Origin of the sequence: Verrucosispora sp. WMMA2044 (assembly GCF_027497155.1) — a bacterium.
GTDB lineage: Bacteria > Actinomycetota > Actinomycetes > Mycobacteriales > Micromonosporaceae > Micromonospora > Micromonospora palythoicola.
The window spans coordinates 4,912,329-4,927,932 of record NZ_CP114913.1 but is presented as its reverse complement, the minus strand read 5'-3'; the positions used below and the strand labels follow the sequence as shown (position 1 = coordinate 4,927,932).

Annotated in this window: 5 protein-coding genes; all 5 read left to right on the top strand. The window is 73.1% G+C overall.

The annotated features are described in order from the left end of the window. The first annotated feature begins 121 nt into the window (after positions 1-121). The 5 genes from O3597_RS22360 to O3597_RS22340 are packed head-to-tail and all read left to right on the top strand — an operon-like array spanning position 122 to position 15,603. The gene (locus tag O3597_RS22360; protein WP_281602293.1) at positions 122-7,180 is read left to right on the top strand and encodes a non-ribosomal peptide synthetase; all 7,059 of its coding nucleotides are present in this window, start codon (positions 122-124) and stop codon (positions 7,178-7,180) included. Beyond that, positions 7,177-12,672, top strand: a complete 5,496-nt coding sequence (locus O3597_RS22355) for a non-ribosomal peptide synthetase (protein ID WP_281602292.1) — start codon at positions 7,177-7,179, stop codon at positions 12,670-12,672. The genes O3597_RS22360 and O3597_RS22355 overlap by 4 nt, the downstream gene beginning before the upstream one ends. After that, positions 12,669-13,754 carry a saccharopine dehydrogenase NADP-binding domain-containing protein gene (locus O3597_RS22350; RefSeq protein ID WP_281602291.1) on the top strand — a complete coding sequence of 362 codons (1,086 nt, stop codon included), beginning with the start codon at positions 12,669-12,671 and terminating at the stop codon, positions 13,752-13,754. Before O3597_RS22355 ends, O3597_RS22350 begins: the two co-directional genes overlap by 4 nt. Then, complete coding sequence (locus O3597_RS22345; RefSeq protein WP_281602290.1) at positions 13,751-14,812, top strand: Gfo/Idh/MocA family oxidoreductase; 1,062 nt, start codon at positions 13,751-13,753, stop codon at positions 14,810-14,812. Before O3597_RS22350 ends, O3597_RS22345 begins: the two co-directional genes overlap by 4 nt. Continuing rightward, the gene (locus O3597_RS22340) at positions 14,812-15,603 is read left to right on the top strand and encodes an alpha/beta fold hydrolase (RefSeq protein ID WP_281604614.1); all 792 of its coding nucleotides are present in this window, start codon (positions 14,812-14,814) and stop codon (positions 15,601-15,603) included. The genes O3597_RS22345 and O3597_RS22340 overlap by 1 nt, the downstream gene beginning before the upstream one ends. The last annotated feature ends 1 nt before the right edge of the window (position 15,604 follow it).

The window sequence follows — 15,604 nt, the reverse complement described above, 5'->3', positions numbered from 1 at the left end:
CGACGCCGATAACTTAGGTAATCCTTGGTGCCCGTTCGGGTACCTCGCGTGGTAGCAGACAGGCTATTCCTCGCGCTTGTTCGAGTTGAGTGGAGTGCGATCCCGTGGCACCGTGAGTCGGGTGTCGTACAGATACCACGAGGTCAATTTCAGCGATTACGCAATCGAGCTGCACGGTGTGCAATACGACGCGCGGGAGATCGAAGCTTCGGTGCGTGAGTGCGTGGCCGCCGCCGGAAACGTCTGCGCCATCCAGCCGGAGTACGGCGGGGAGCTGACGCTGATTCTGGAAACGGCCGGCGCCAGCGGACCCGAGCTGGCCCGCCGGGTCATGGGCGCAGTGGTGGATCGGCACGGACTGGCCCCCGGCACCGTCTGCCTGGTCCCCGGTGGGGAGTTGGACGGTTCGGGTCCGCCGGCCGATACGAGCGATGGCGCCGTTTCCTGGCGGCACGAGGTGCTGCGGCGGCTCCGGGCCGGCGAACTCACCGTGGCCTACCGGCACGAGGCTCGGCCCGGCGGTCGGTCCGCGTCGAGCAGCACCGGCGACTCGCCGTCCGCCGTCGTGGCCGGCGGCGGACCCGGTTCAGACGCCTCCCCGACGCAGGCCGGTCCCGGCCTGACCGCCGAGGCGATGCGCACCGACGTGGCTCGCCTGTTGGGGGTCGAACCGGCCGACATCGATCCGGACGTCGACCTGGTCGAGTTCGGCCTCGACTCGCTGCGCACGATGCAACTGGTGAACCAGTGGCGGCGCGGCGGCACCGAGCTGACCTTCGCGGAGCTGGTCGAGAGGCCGGTACTCAACCGATGGTGGGAACTGCTCGCGGCCGCCGGGCCCGCAGCGGAGTCCGGATCGGCCGAGCCAGCCGACGGCGACCCGGTCGACGAGACCGAGCCGTTCCCGTTGACCCCGGTGCAGCACGCCTACTGGATCGGCCGCCGGGACGACCAGGTCCTCGGCGGGGTCGGCTGCCACTTCTACGTCGAGTTCGACGGCGGCGCAGCCGTCGGTACCGGGCCCGTCGACCCGGACCGGCTGGCGGAAGCGGTGCGCGCCCTGCTGCGCCGGCACGGCCTGCTGCGGGCCCGGTTCCTCGACGACGGCACCCAGCAGATCCAGCGCGAACCGGCCTGGCTCGGTCTGCTGGTGCACGACCTGCGTACCGCCGGTGCGGCCGAGGTCGACGCGGCGCTGGCCGCGGAGCGGGACCAACTGGCGCACCGGCGCCTCGCGGTCGAACTGGGCGAGGTGTTCGACCTGCGCCTCAGCCTGCTGCCCGGCGGGCGCCACCGGCTGCATCTGAACTTCGACCTGCTCGTCGCCGACGTCCTGAGCATCCAGATCATCCTGGCCGACCTGACCCGTCTCTACCGCGCCGGCCCGCAGGCGGACCTGCCGCCGCTGCCGTACGGCTTCCCGACGTACCTGGCGCACCAGGAGAGCCGGCGCCGGCCGGCCCGTGAGCGGGACCGGGAGTACTGGCGCAAGCGCCTGCCCGACCTGCCGGACGGTCCGCAACTGCCGCTCGCCGTCGAGCCGGCGCTGGTCGAGACGACCCGTTTTCAGCGACGCGACCACCTGCTGGATCCGGCCGCGCGGGGGCGGCTGGAGCAGCTGGCCCGGCAGCACGGGGTCACCCTGCCGATGGTTCTCGCCACCGCCTACGCCGAGGTGCTCGGCGCCTGGAGCGCCGAGCAGCGGTTCCTGCTCAATCTGCCGCTCTTCGACCGGGAGGTCGTCGACCCGCACGTGGCGTGGATCGTCGCCGACTTCACCAACCTGCTCCCGATCGAGGTCGACCTGCGCGAGTCCAGCTCGTTCCGGCAACGGGTACGCGGACTGCAGGAGCAGCTGCGAGCCGGGATCGGACACAGCTCGTACACCGGCGTCGAGGTGCTCCGGGATCTCGCGCGTACCCGAACCGACGACCGCATTCCGGCGCCGGTCGTCTTCACCAGCGCGATCGGCATGGGCGACCTGGTGGGCGAGGATGTGCAACGGACCTTCGGCCGGCTCGGCTGGATGCTGTCGCAGACTCCGCAGGCCTGGCTGGACCACCAGGTGACCGAGCGCGACGGTGGCCTGTACCTGGTGTGGGACGCGGTGGCTGAGCTCTTCCCTCCCGGCGTACTCGACGACATGTTCGCCGGCTACCTGCGGTTGCTGGACTGGCTGGCCCGCGACGAGTGGGACGGACCGGTCCCCGCGCTTCTCCCCGCGGCGCAGTCGGCGGTGCGCGACACGGCGAACGCCACCGACGGGAGGGTGCCGGACCGCCCGCTGCACGTGGACTTCTTCGACCGGGCGACGACCGACCCGGGTCGGGCCGCGCTGATCGCGGCGGACCACGTGGTCAGCTACGGCGAGCTGGCCGACCGCGCGCTGCGGATCGCCGCTGCCCTGCGTGACCGGGGCATCGGGCGGGGCGACGTGGTGGGAGTGACCCTGCCGAAGAGCCCGGAGCAGATTGCGGCGGTGTTCGGCGTGCTGGCCGTCGGGGCGGCGTACCTGCCGGCCGGGCCGGAGCAGCCGCCGGCCCGCCGGGCCCGGATGCTGCGGCGGGCGTCGGTACGGGTGGTGCTCACCGACGGCGACGTCGCCGGTTGGCCGGACGAGATCGAGCTGGTGCCGGTCGCGACGACGGCGGCCCGGCAACCCCTCGCCGGCTGCGTCCCGATGCCGGTGACCGACCCGGCGTACGTGATCTTCACGTCCGGCTCGACCGGCGAGCCCAAGGGGGTGGAGATCACCCACATCGCGGCCCGGAACACCATCGACGATGTCAACGAGCGGTTCGGCGTGGACCGGAGTGACCGGGTGCTCGCCGTGTCGGCGCTCGACTTCGACCTGTCGGTGTACGACATCTTCGGACTGCTCTCGGTCGGCGGGGCCGTGGTGCTGGTGGCGGAGGACGAGCGGCGGGACGCGTACCGCTGGGTCGAGCTGTGCCGCACCCACCGGGTGACCGTCTGGAACACCGTCCCCGCGCTGCTGGACATGCTGCTGCTGGCCGCCGGCGACCCCGACGGGCCGGCCCGGACGTTGCCGGAGCTGCGCCTGGTGCTGGTCTCGGGCGACTGGATCGGTCTCGACCTGCCGGGACGCGCCGTCACCGCCACCGGTGACTGCCGGTTCGTCGCCCTCGGCGGGGCCACCGAGGCGGCGATCTGGTCGAACCACGTCGAGGTGGCCGAGGTGCCCGCCCACTGGCCGAGCGTTCCCTACGGCCGGCCGCTGCGGAACCAGCGGTACCGGGTCGTCGACGCCCAGGGCCGGGACCGGCCCGACTGGGTTCCCGGCGAGCTGTGGATCGGCGGCCTGGGGGTCGCCACCGGCTACCGGGGGGATCCGGAGGCGACCGGGCGCTCCTTCGTGACCGTTGCCGGCACCCGCTGGTACCGCACCGGTGACCTGGGCCGGTACTGGCCCGACGGCACGCTCGAGTTCCTCGGCCGGACCGACCACCAGGTTAAGATCCGCGGCCACCGGATCGAGCTGGGCGAGGTCGAGGCCGCGCTGCTGGCCCATCCGGCGGTGGCCGCCGCCGTGGTGCTCGCGGTCGGCGAGCCGACCCGCCTGGCCGCGACGATCGTCCCGCGTCAGGAGGCCGCGGCGGACGGCGCCGAGGAGGGTTGGCCGTCCGGGAGCGAGGAGGGGCTGCTCGCCTTCCTCCGGGAGCGGCTTCCCGCCCACTCGGTCCCGGCCAGCGTCACCAGCGTCACCGAACTGCCGTTGACCAGCAACGGAAAGGTGGACCGTCGGGCTCTCGCGGCCCGGGTCGAGGATGCCTGGGCACCGGTACCGGCGGAACCGCCCCGGCGCGGAATCGAGGAGACGGTAGCCGGGATCTGGGCGGAACTGCTCGGCACGCCCGCCGTGAGCCGGTGGGACAACTTCTTCTCACTCGGCGGGGACAGCCTGCTCGCCACCCGGATGATCTCCAAGCTGCACGCTGCGGGCTTCGTCGACGCCGAACTCGGCCGGCTCTTCCACACCGCGGAGCTGGCCAGCTTCGCCGCCGACCTCCGGCACGGCGGCCCGCAGCGGCCGACGCCGACGTTGCGGCCCGATCCGGAGCACCGGCACGACCCCTTCCCGCCGACCGACGTGCAGCGGGCCTACTGGGTCGGCCGTACGGACACGTTCGCCCTCGGCGGTGTCGGCTGCCATTTCTACACCGAGTACGACGGCGCCGGGATCGACCTGGACCGGCTCACCGACGCCTGGAACCGGGTCATCGAGCGGCACGAGATGCTCCGGGCGGTCTTCCTGCCCAGCGGCGAGCAACGGATTCTCCCCAGCGTGCCGAGGTTCGAGATCCCGGTCGTCGAGGTCGGGCCCGGCGACGCCGAGGAGGTGCTCGCGCGGCAGCGGGACGCGATGTCGCACCAGGTTCTCGACGCCGGCCGCTGGCCGCTGTTCGACGTCCGGGCGGTGCGCTACGGCGACCGGACCCGGCTGGCGGTGAGCATCGACAGCATCCTCATCGACGCGCTCAGCGCGATGATCCTGATGCGTGAGGTGGACACCTTCTACGGCCGGCCCGACGCCGAGCTGCCGCCGGTCGGCGTCTCGTTCCGCGACTACGTGCTCACCGCCGGGCCGGACGAGACCAGCCGGACCGAGTCCGAGTCGTACTGGGCGGGCCGGGTCGACGACCTGCCCGAGGGACCGGCCCTGCCGCTGGCCCGGGATCCCGCCACCGTCCAGCGGCCCCGCTTCCTCCGCCGGGAGCAGCAGCTTCCGGAGTCGCGGTGGCGCCGGCTGCGGGAGCTGGCGCAGCGGTACGGGCTGACCGGCTCGACCCTGCTGGCCACCGCCTTCGCCGAGGTGCTCGGCGCCTGGAGCGCCCGGAGCGACCTCACCGTCAACGTGACCCTCTTCGACCGTCGGGACGTGCACCCGGACATCGATGCGGTGCTCGGTGACTTCACCTCCTTGCTGCTCGTCGGCTACCAGCCCGAACCGGGCGAGAGCTGGCTCGACGCCGCCCGCCGGATGCAGCGGAGGATGGGCGAGGACCTGGCGCACAGCGACGTCTCGGCGGTGTGGGTGATGCGGGAGCTGGCCCGGCGCCGGGGCAACCTCGACGTCAGCATGCCGGTGGTCTTCACCAGCACGCTCGGGGTCACCGACGACGTCGTCGTCGAGCCCTCGTTCGCCGAACGGGTCTGGGGAATCTCGCAGACCCCGCAGGTCTGGCTGGACCATCAGGTGGTGGAGCGGGCCGGCGGCCTGCTGCTGGTCTGGGACGCGGTCGAGGAGCTGTTCCCCGCCGGCGTTCTCGACGCGATGTTCTCGGCGTACATGCGGCTGCTGGAGTGGCTCGCCGAGGGCCGCTGGGAGGTGCCGGTGCCGGCGCTGCTCCCACCCGAGCAGCGGATCGTGCGGGCCGACGTGAACGCGACGGCTGGACCGGTACCCGACGGGTTGCTGCACACGGCGTTCTTCCGGCGGGCCGCCGAGGCCCCGGAGCGGGTCGCGCTGCTCGGCGCGGGTGGTGAGCTTTCCTACGGCGAACTGGCCGGACAAGCGCTGCGGGTGGCCGGTGCGCTGCTCGGGCACGGTGTCCGCGCTGGTGACCCGGTCGGGATCACGCTGCCCAAGGGGCCGGAGCAGGTGGTCGCGGTCCTCGGCGTACTGGCCGCCGGGGCGGTGTACGTGCCGTGCGGGGTGGAGCAGCCGGCACTGCGCCGGGATCGGATCTTCGCCGACGCCGGGGTGCGCCTGGTCCTCACCGACACCGCCGCCCGGGACTGGCCGGAGACCGTGCGGGCGCTGCCACTCACCGACGCGGTCCGGGCCACCGCGACAGCCGGTCCGGTGCCGCTGGACCCGGACTCCCCGGCGTACGTGATCTTCACCTCCGGCTCGACCGGCCAGCCGAAGGGTGTGGAACTCACCCACCGCGCGGCCGGGAACACCGTCGACGATGTCAACGAGCGGTTCGGGGTACGCGAGACCGATCGGGTCCTCGCCGTCTCGGCGCTCGACTTCGACCTGTCGGTGTACGACATCTTCGGACCGCTCGCCGCCGGTGGTGCCGTGGTGCTCCCCGCCGAACGGGAGCGACGGGAACCCCAGGCCTGGCTGCGACTGTGCCGCGAGCACCGGGTGACGCTGTGGAACAGCGTCCCGGCGCTGCTGGACATGCTGCTGGTGGCGCTCTCCGGCGACGCACCAGCCCCGGCACCGGGGCTGCGGCTGGTTCTGGTCTCCGGCGACTGGGTGGGGGTGGACCTGCCGGGCCGGGTGGCGGCGACGTTCGACGGCTGCCGGTTCGTGGCGCTCGGCGGTGCCACCGAGGCCGCCATCTGGTCCAACGCCATCGAGGTCACCGAGGTGCCGCAGACGTGGACCGCCGTCCCGTACGGCCTGCCGCTGCGCAATCAGCGGTACCGGGTGGTCGACGACCGGGGCCGGGACTGCCCCGACTGGGTCCCGGGGGAACTGTGGATCGGGGGCACCGGAGTGGCCACCGGGTACCGCAACGACCCGGAACGCACCCGGGAACGTTTCGTCGACTACGCCGGAGAGCGCTGGTACCGCACCGGGGATCTGGGCCGCTACTGGCCCGACGGCACGCTCGAGTTCCTCGGTCGGACCGACCACCAGGTGAAGGTTCGTGGGCACCGGATCGAACTGGGCGAGGTGACCGCGGCGTTGGCCGCCTACCCCGCGCTGAGCGCGGCCGCCGCCGTCGCGGTCGGCCGGCCGCCCCGGCTGGTCGCCTTCGGCGTACCCGAAGTCGGTCGCGGCGACGAGGACCTCGCCGGTCTTGAGGAGTTCGTCGCCGCTCGGCTGCCGAGCTACGCGGTGCCCGGCGTCTGCCTCCTGCTCGACGAGCTGCCGCTGACGGCCAACGGCAAGGTCGACCGGTCCGCTCTGGAGAAGCTGGCCGAGGAGGACGGTGCACCGGTCGAGCCCGGCGAGCCGCCTCGGGGCCCGGTCGAGGAGGCGGTCGCCGCGATCTGGGCCAGCCTGCTGGACCTGCCCGGCGTGGGCCGGGAGGAGAACTTCATCGCCCTCGGCGGGGACAGTCAACTCGCCGCCCGGCTCGCCGCCGCGCTGCGCGATCGGTTCGGGGTGGACATTCCGTTGCGGCAGCTCTTCGCCGCTCCCACCGTCGCCGGGACGGCACGGCTGATCGATGGTTTTGAGGAAGGCGCGCTATGACCCGCTCGACGACCACACCGACGCCCGCCGAGCTGATCGCCGACCTGCGCGATCTCGGCATGCAGCTCTGGGCGGACGACGGCCAGCTCCGCTTCCGGGCGCCCAGGGGGGTCCTCACCCCGGAGCGTCGGGAACAGCTCACCGCCAACCGGGAGGCCGTGCTGGCGTGCCTGGACGCGGAGACCGCCACCGTGACACCCGATCCGGAGCACCAGCACGATCCGTTCCCGCTCACCGACGTGCAGTTGGCGTACCTGCTCGGCCGGCGGGACGCCTTCGACTACGGCGACGTGCCCTGCCAGGTCTACGCCGAGATGGAGTATCAGTCGCTCGATCCGGCGCGGCTGGAGGAGGCGTGGAACCTGTTGGTGCGCCGCCACGGCATGCTGCGCGCCAGCTTCGACCTCGACGGGTACCAGCAGGTACGGCCGGAGGTGCCCCGGTACCGGATCGTGGTGACCGACCTGCGGGGCGCCGCAGCGGATGAGGTGAGTTCCGCGCTGCGCGCCACCCGGGACGAGTTGGACCACCGGACGTACGACCCGCGCCAGTGGCCGCTGTTCGAGCTGCGACTGACCCGTACCGACGATCGAACCATCCTGCACGTCTCGGTGGACTTCCTGATCGCCGACTACCTGAGCATCCAGGTGCTCCTCGACGAACTGCACCAGGCGTACGACGGATTGGAGTTGCCGGAGCTGGAGATCACCTTCCGGGACTACCTGCTCGCCGAGCGCGGCAACCGGGAGGGGAGCCGGTACGAGCGGGACCGGGCCTACTGGCTGGACCGCCTGCCTGAGCTACCGGGGGCGCCGGAGCTGCCGGTCCGGCAGCGCGGCGACGCCGAGCACGCCGGCCGGCCGGATCAGCGGACACCGGGCCGGTTCCGCCGGCTGGCCACCACCCTGCCAGCGGAGCGCTGGACGGCGCTGCGGCGGGCGGCCCGGGAGCAGCGGCTCACCCCCTCGACCGTGGTGCTCGCGGCGGTCGCCGAGGTGATCGGCCGGTGGAGCAGCAACCCCCGGTTCTGTCTCAACCTGACCCTGCTCAACCGGGAGCCGGTGCATCCGCAGATCGGGCGGCTGGTCGGTGACTTCACCACGGTCAGCCTCCTGGCCGTGGAGACCGCGCCGGAGCGCGGCTTCGCCGAGCGGGCCCGCGCGGTGCAGGACCGGCTCTGGGCGGACATGGACCATCGCCAGTTCAGCGGCGTGTCGGTGATGCGGGAGATCGCCCGCGAACGCGGCAGGTCGGCGGCGCTGATGCCGGTCGTCTTCACCAGCACCCTCGGTCTGGGCGAGGAGTCCGAATCGGAACCCGCCACCGGGTTGAGCGGCCGGGTCGGCTACGGCCGTAGCCAGACCCCCCAGGTCTGGATCGACGCCCAGGCCCTGGTCGAGCGGGGTGCGCTCACCGTCCGCTGGGACGTCCGCGAGGGAATCTTCCCCGATGGCGTGGTCGACGACATGTTCGGCGAGCTTTCCGCGTTGCTGCACCGGCTCGCCACCGAACCGGCCGCCTGGCAGCTACCGTCCCCGATCGACCTGCCGGCCACGCAGCACCGGGTCAGGGCCGCCGCCAACGACACCGCCGGGCCACTGCCCGAGGGGCTGCTGACCGACGACGTGGTCGCGGCCGCCCGGCGGTACCCGGACCGGGTCGCGGTGACCGGACCCGGCGGCGACCTGACCTACCGGGAACTGCTCGGCCGGGCCTCGGCAGTGGCCGCCGCGCTCCGGTCCGACGGCTGTCAGCCGGGGGAGATCGTGGCCCTGGCGATGGAGAAGGGCTGGGAGCAGGTGGTGGGGGTGCTCGGCGTGCTGCTCGCCGGCGGCGCCTACCTGCCGCTGGACGCCGCCCAGCCGCCGGCCCGGCGGGACCGGATCCTCGCCGACGCCGGGGTCCGGCGGGTGCTGGGCCAGTCCTGGTCGCCGACGCCGCCACCGCCGGGCACGCTCTTCGTCGATGCGGTCGACCCCGGCCCGGCTGACGTCCCGGATCCCGGCCGCCACCCGGACGACCTGGCCTACGTGATCTACACCTCGGGCTCCACCGGTACACCGAAGGGCGTGATGATCTCGCACCGGGCGGCGTTGAACACCGTCCACGATGTCAACCGCCGCTTCGCCGTCACCGCCGACGACCGGGTGCTCGCCCTCGCGGGGCTCGGCTTCGACCTCTCGGTGTACGACCTCTTCGGACTTCTCGGCCTCGGCGGACAGCTGGTGCTGCCGGCGGCGGACCGGCGGGGCGACCCGGCGCACTGGGCGGAGCTGCTCGCCGAGCACCGGGTGACCGTCTGGAACTCGGTACCCGCGCAGTTGCAGCTACTCGCTGACTACCTGGCGGTGGAGCCCCGGGCGGATCTCGACGCGTTGCGGCTCGCCCTGCTCAGCGGGGACTGGATTCCGGTCGGCCTCCCCGACCGGGCCCGGGAACTGCTGCCCGCCCTGCGCCTGGTCAGCCTCGGTGGTGCGACCGAGGCGGCGATCTGGTCGATCTTCCACCCGATCGGCGAGGTGGACCCGGGCTGGCGAAGCATCCCGTACGGCCGGCCCCTGACCAACCAGAGCTTCCATGTCCTGGACCGTTGGCAGCGCCCCAGCCCGGATCACGTCCCGGGTGAGCTGCACATCGGCGGGGCGGGTCTGGCCCTGGGCTACCTCGGCGACCCGGAGCGGACCGCCGAGCGGTTCGTCGACCACCCGCAGCACGGCCGGCTCTACCGCACGGGAGACGTCGGGACCTACCACCCCGACGGGACGCTTGAGTTCCTCGGTCGACAGGACCGCCAGGTCAAGATCAGGGGACACCGGATCGAGCTGGCCGAGGTCGAGGCGGCGCTGGCCACCGCCGAAGGGGTGGCGGCGGCGCACGTGCTGGTGGACGGGACGGAGGCGATGCGTCGACGCCTCGTCGCCTTCGTACAGACCGCGGCCGGAGTCGCGGACCGTCCGAACGACGAGCGGCACCGGCTGCTCGCCGCCGCGGCCACCGCCGGCGCGGCGACCACCGACGCCGTCGACGCGGCCGAGTTGGCCGAGTTCATGCGTCGGCTGGACCGGGCCGGTCTGCTCGGGATGCTGCGTGCGCTCGCGGAGCGGGGCCTCTTCCGGTCGCCGGAGGAGACCCACGACACGGCGGAGATTCTCGACCGGACCGAGACCGCCCCCCGGCACCACCGGCTGGTCCGGCGCTGGCTCAACGCCCTGGTCCGGGCCGGGTTGCTTACCGAACGCGACGGCCGGTACTCCGCCTGCCGCCGGATCGGTGCGGACGATCTGCGGGACGCCTGGGCGGCCGTGGACGAGTTGCAGCGGGAGGACCAGTATCCGGCGAAGCTGATCGACTACTTCCGGACCAGCACCGAGTCGCTGCCGCGGCTGCTGCGCGACGAACTGGACCCGCTGCCGCTGCTCTTCCCCGAGGGGCGGCTCGACATCTCCTACGCCGCCTACCGCGACAACGTGATCAGCCGGTACGTCAACCACGCGGTGGTGGGCCTGCTCCGCGAGCTGACCGAGAGCCGGCCGGAGACGCTGCGGGTGCTGGAGGTCGGAGCCGGTGTGGGCGGCACCAGCACGGTGCTGATCCCGGCTCTCGCCGACGCCGATGTGGACTACCTCTTCACCGACGTGTCCCAGTTCTTCCTCACCGAGGCACAGCAGCGCTTCGGTGACCGGGCGTCGTACGGGCTGCTGGACATCAACACCGACCCGAGGGCCCAGGGTTACCTGCCGAACAGCTTCGACGTCGTGCTCTGCGCCAACGTGCTGCACAACTCCCGGGACGCGGCGGTGGTGCTGGACCGGCTCCGTGAACTGCTCGCTCCCGGTGGGTGGCTGGTCTTCATCGAGACCACCCGGGAGAACGTGCAGATCATGACGTCGATGGAGTTCATGATGCCGGAGAAGGATCCGGCCAGATGGGACTACGACGACCTGCGGCGCGGTCGGGACCAGACCTTCCTGGACGTGGCGCAGTGGCGAGGACTGCTCACCGACGCCGGCGCGGACCTACTGCTCGACCTGCCCGGTGCCGGCGACGTGACCGAACCGCTCGGCCAGCACGTCTTCGCCGCCCGGTTCAAGGCGGACCGGGCGGACGTCCGCCCGGACCACCTGCTGCGCCACTGCGCCGAGCGGGTACCCGAATACATGCTCCCCGCGCAGGTGCAGGTCGTCGACGCGCTGCCGCTGACCGGTAACGGCAAGGTCGATCCGGCGGCGCTGACCGACTGGGTCGTCCGGGACGGCACCGCCGCCCAGCCGGTGGACGCCGCCCCGTCCGACGAGTTGGAACAGCGGATCGCCGCGGTCTGGGCGGACCTGCTCCAGGTGCCCCGGGTCGGCCGGGAGCAGGACTTCTATCAGCTGGGCGGCGACTCCCTGCTGACCGCGCGGCTGGCCGGCCGGCTCCGGGAGGAGGTGCCCGAGGCGGGCGAGGTTCCCTACGACACCCTGCTCCGGGTGGTCCTCAACCGGCCCACGGTGGCCGCCCTCGCCGAGCACCTGCGGGCCGGGCGACACCCGGTCGACGGTCAGAGCACCCCGGCGCAGCGGAGTTCTCCCCTGCTGCCGCTGGTCGACACGCCCGGTGACGAGGTGCGGGTGCTGGTGCACGACGGGGTCGGGACGCTGGCCGCGTACCGGAACCTGGTGCCCTTGCTGGGCGGGTCCGGACCGGTGGTCGGTCTGGCGGTGACCGGCGACGACCCGTACCAGAGCGAGGACCCGGCCGGGCTGGTCGAGCGCCGGGCCGGCGACTACACCCGCAGGCTGCTGGAGACCGGCGCCGCCCGGTTCCACGTGGTCGGCTACTGCATGGGCGGCCTGCTCGCGCTGGAGGTCGCCCGGCAACTCACCGAGTCCGGCGCCACGGTGGCCAGCCTCACCATCATCAGCAGCTACAGCCTGCCGCACACCATCGAGGACGAGCTGGTGCTGGAGTACGTCTTCGCCCGGCTGCTCGACCTGGAGACCGAGGAGTTGGGCTACCCGGATGACGAGGCGACCGCCCGTGCCTTCCAGGAGGTCCTGGCGCGTACCCCCGGCCGGGTCCCGAGCGGGGCGCTGGACGGGTTGACCGGTGACCCGGCACTGACCGGGGCCGCGGCGAAGTTCGCGGCGCTGCGGCAGACGCCTCAGCCGGGCCGACTGGCCGCCGTGGAGCGGCTGTTGGCCGGTCGGTCCGAGGCCGCGAGCGTCCCGGTCGAACTGGGCGGTCTCTACGACCTCTACCGGCACAGCATGAGTGCGGTGACCCGACACGAGGCCACGCCGTACGCCGGGGACATCACGTTCCTGCGGGAGCGGGAGGACACCGGGTTCCTGCCCTGGCTGCGGCGGGACATGACCGACTACTGGCGGGACGTCTGTCTGGGCGACCTCTCCGTGGTGGATGTCCCCGGCGACCACTTCTCCTGCCTGCGGCCACCGCACGTCCGGCGGGTCGCCGACGTGTTGGCCGAGGTGCATCGGGAGGCGCCGTGACGAGCCCGGTGGTCGGGGTGCTCGGCTGCTACGGCGCGGTCGGGTCGGCGGTGGTCGAGCTGCTGGCGTCGGCGGATGTCCGGCTGCGGCTCGGCGGTCGGCGGCCCGGGCCGCTGACCGAGGTCGCCCGGGAGACCGGCGTACCCCGGGAGGCCACCGCCCTCGTGGACGCCGCCGACCGGTACCGCCTCGCCGAGTTCGCGGCCGGCTGCGCGGTCGTCGTCGACTGCACCGCCCCGGCGTACCGGGCCGAGGCCGGCGTGGTGCGGGCGGCGGTGGCCGCCGGGGCCGACTACGTCGGTGCGGCCGGCGAACACCGGTACCCCGGCCTGCCCACCGGCCGCCGCGTCGTGGTCGGCGCGGGGATGACGCCGGGGTTGACCTTCGTGCTGCCCCGGGCGCTGGCCGCTGCGGGATTCGACCGGCTCGACCGGCTGACCGCCTACACCGGCGGGCGGGACCGTTTCACTCCCGGCGCCGCGCGGGACTACGTGGCCGGGATGGTCGAGGGAGCCGGTCGGTCGCTGGCCGCGTGGCGGGGCGGTCGCCGGGTGCCGGGTGCCCTGACCCCGCTGGACCGGGTCGAGCTGCCGTACTTCCCGGGCCGGGTCACCGCGCATCCGTTCCTCAGCGCCGAGGCCGAGCGGCTGGCGGCCACGCTCGGGCTCGCCGAGGTGCGCTGGTACCACGTCTTCGACGGGGAGCAGGCGCTGCGGGCACTGAGCACCGTGGACCCGGCAGAGATCGACCCGGCTGCGGACCGACTGGTGCGGGCGGCCGAGTTGGAGACCTTCGGCAGGTCGACGTACCAGCTCATCGTCCTGCAACTCGACGGGGCCGCGCAGGGTCGCCCGGTGACCCGGACGCTGGCGCTGCGGGCGGCGGACAGCTACCGGTTGACCGCGGAGGCGGCGGTGCTCACCGTCCGGGCGGTGCTCGCCGGCGAGGTGCCGCCCGGTTCGCACCACGCGGGCGAGGTGCTCGATCCGGCCCGGGTGATGCAGCGGTTGGCGGCCGCGCCGAGCGTACGCCAGTTGGAAGTTGTCGACCGGCCGGCGATGGTCGAGGAGGGTGCGCTGTGACCGGGAACGTGGTGGTCTGCGGAACCGGCTTCGGCCGGGTCTACCTGCGGGCCCTGGAACGTGCCGAGCCGTCGCTGCGGTTGGCCGGTGTGCTGGCCCGTGGCAGCGCACGCTCGGTGGCCTGCGCCGAGCGGTCCGGGGTGCCGCTCTACACCGATCCGGACCATCTCCCCCCGGAGGTCGACCTCGCGGTGGTCGCGGTCTACGCCGGGGTGAACGGCGGTGCCGGCACCGAACTCGCGCAGCGGCTGATGGGGCGCGGCATCCATGTCCTCCAGGAGGGGCCGGTGCATCAGGACGAGCTGACCGCCGCCCTGCGTACCGCCCGCCGGGCCGGGGTGATGTACCAGGTCAGCACCCACTACGTGGAGGTGGAGCCGGTCCGGCGGTTCATCGCCGTGACCCGGGCGCTCGCCGACAAGCAGCCGCTGCTCCATCTCGACGCGACCTGTGGGCTCCAGGTCTTCTATCACCTGTTCGACATCCTGCGGCTGGCGCTGGGCGGGCTCCGTCCGTGGTCGTTCGCGGAGTCGGTGCCGTCGGCTGGCGGGTTCGCCACCCTGGTCGGTGAGGTGCACGGGGTGCCGGTGACCCTGCGGGTGCAGAACCAGTTGCACCTGAGGGATCCGGACAATCACGCCCACCTGTTGCACCGAATCAGTGTCGGCGCCTCGGGCGGGAACCTGACCCTCCTGAACACCCACGGCCCGCTCATCTGGAGCCCGCGTCCGCACTTCCCGGAGCAGGGACAGGCCGGCAGTCGGCTGGACGAGAGTCCGGGTGAGCACCTGGACTATCCCAGTGCCAGCCCGCTCGGGCCGGCCGAGGCACCCAGCTACCGGAGCATCGTGGGGGAGCTGTGGCCGGCGGCGGCCGGCCGGGCGTTGGCCGGGTTGCACCGCGCGGCCCGGGACGGTGCCGACCCGCTCCCGATCGGGCAGCCCCAACTCGCCGTCGCCGGAGCCTGGCGGGACGCGAGCCGCCGTCTCGGCCCGCCGGAGTCGCTCGACGGGCCCGCACCGCGACCGCTGTCCGTGAAGGAGGTCGAAGTCCCGTGATGATCACAACTGGTCAGCGCTGGTTGCGCCGGCTCACCACCGCGGACGCGCCGGGTGGGCGGCCGCGGGTACGACTGGTGGCGCTTCCCCATGCCGGCGGGGCCGCGAGCTTTTACCATAGATGGGCACGGCTGCTGCCGAGGGATGTGGAGCTCATGGCGGTCCAGTACCCGGGCCGGCAGGACCGCGCCGACGAGCCGTGCGCGGTGACCATGCCGGAACTGGCCGACCCGATCGCGGCTGCGCTCGCGTCGATGGCCGGGCCGACCATGGCCGTCTTCGGACACAGCATGGGTGCGGCGGTCGCCGTCGAGGTCACCCGACGGCTGGAGGAGCGGATCGGGCGTCCCCTGCTGCGGCTCTTCGTCTCCGGCCGCCCCGCTCCGCATCGGCAGCGTCCCACCGCCGTCCACTCCGGTGGTGACGAGGCGCTCCTGGCGGACCTGCGCCGGCTCGGCGGGACCGACGAGTCCCTGCTCGCTCAGCCGGGGATGCGGGAGATGGTGTTGCCGAGCCTGCGCGCCGACTACCGGTTGATCGAGCGGCACCGGCCCGCCACGGCGGCACCGCTGCGGACCGCGATCACCGCGATCTGCGGCGACCGTGATCCGGAGGTGAGCCCCGAGGAGGCGGCGGCCTGGCGGGAGCAGACCAGTGGCGACTTCCGCGCCCAGGTGATCGACGGTGACCACTTCTACGTCACCGAACGGCCGGTCGCGGCGGTCCGGGCGGTCCTGGCGGACGTGCGACCACGCTTTCCACTGGCGACGGCGTGGCCGTCGACACCGTGAT

Excerpts from the sequence above, each read along its gene's own strand:
- O3597_RS22355 (WP_281602292.1), top strand. The coding sequence starts at position 7,177 with ATGACCCGCTCGACGACCACACCGACGCCCGCCGAGCTGATCGCCGAC.
- O3597_RS22340 (WP_281604614.1), top strand. The coding sequence starts at position 14,812 with ATGATCACAACTGGTCAGCGCTGGTTGCGCCGGCTCACCACCGCGGAC.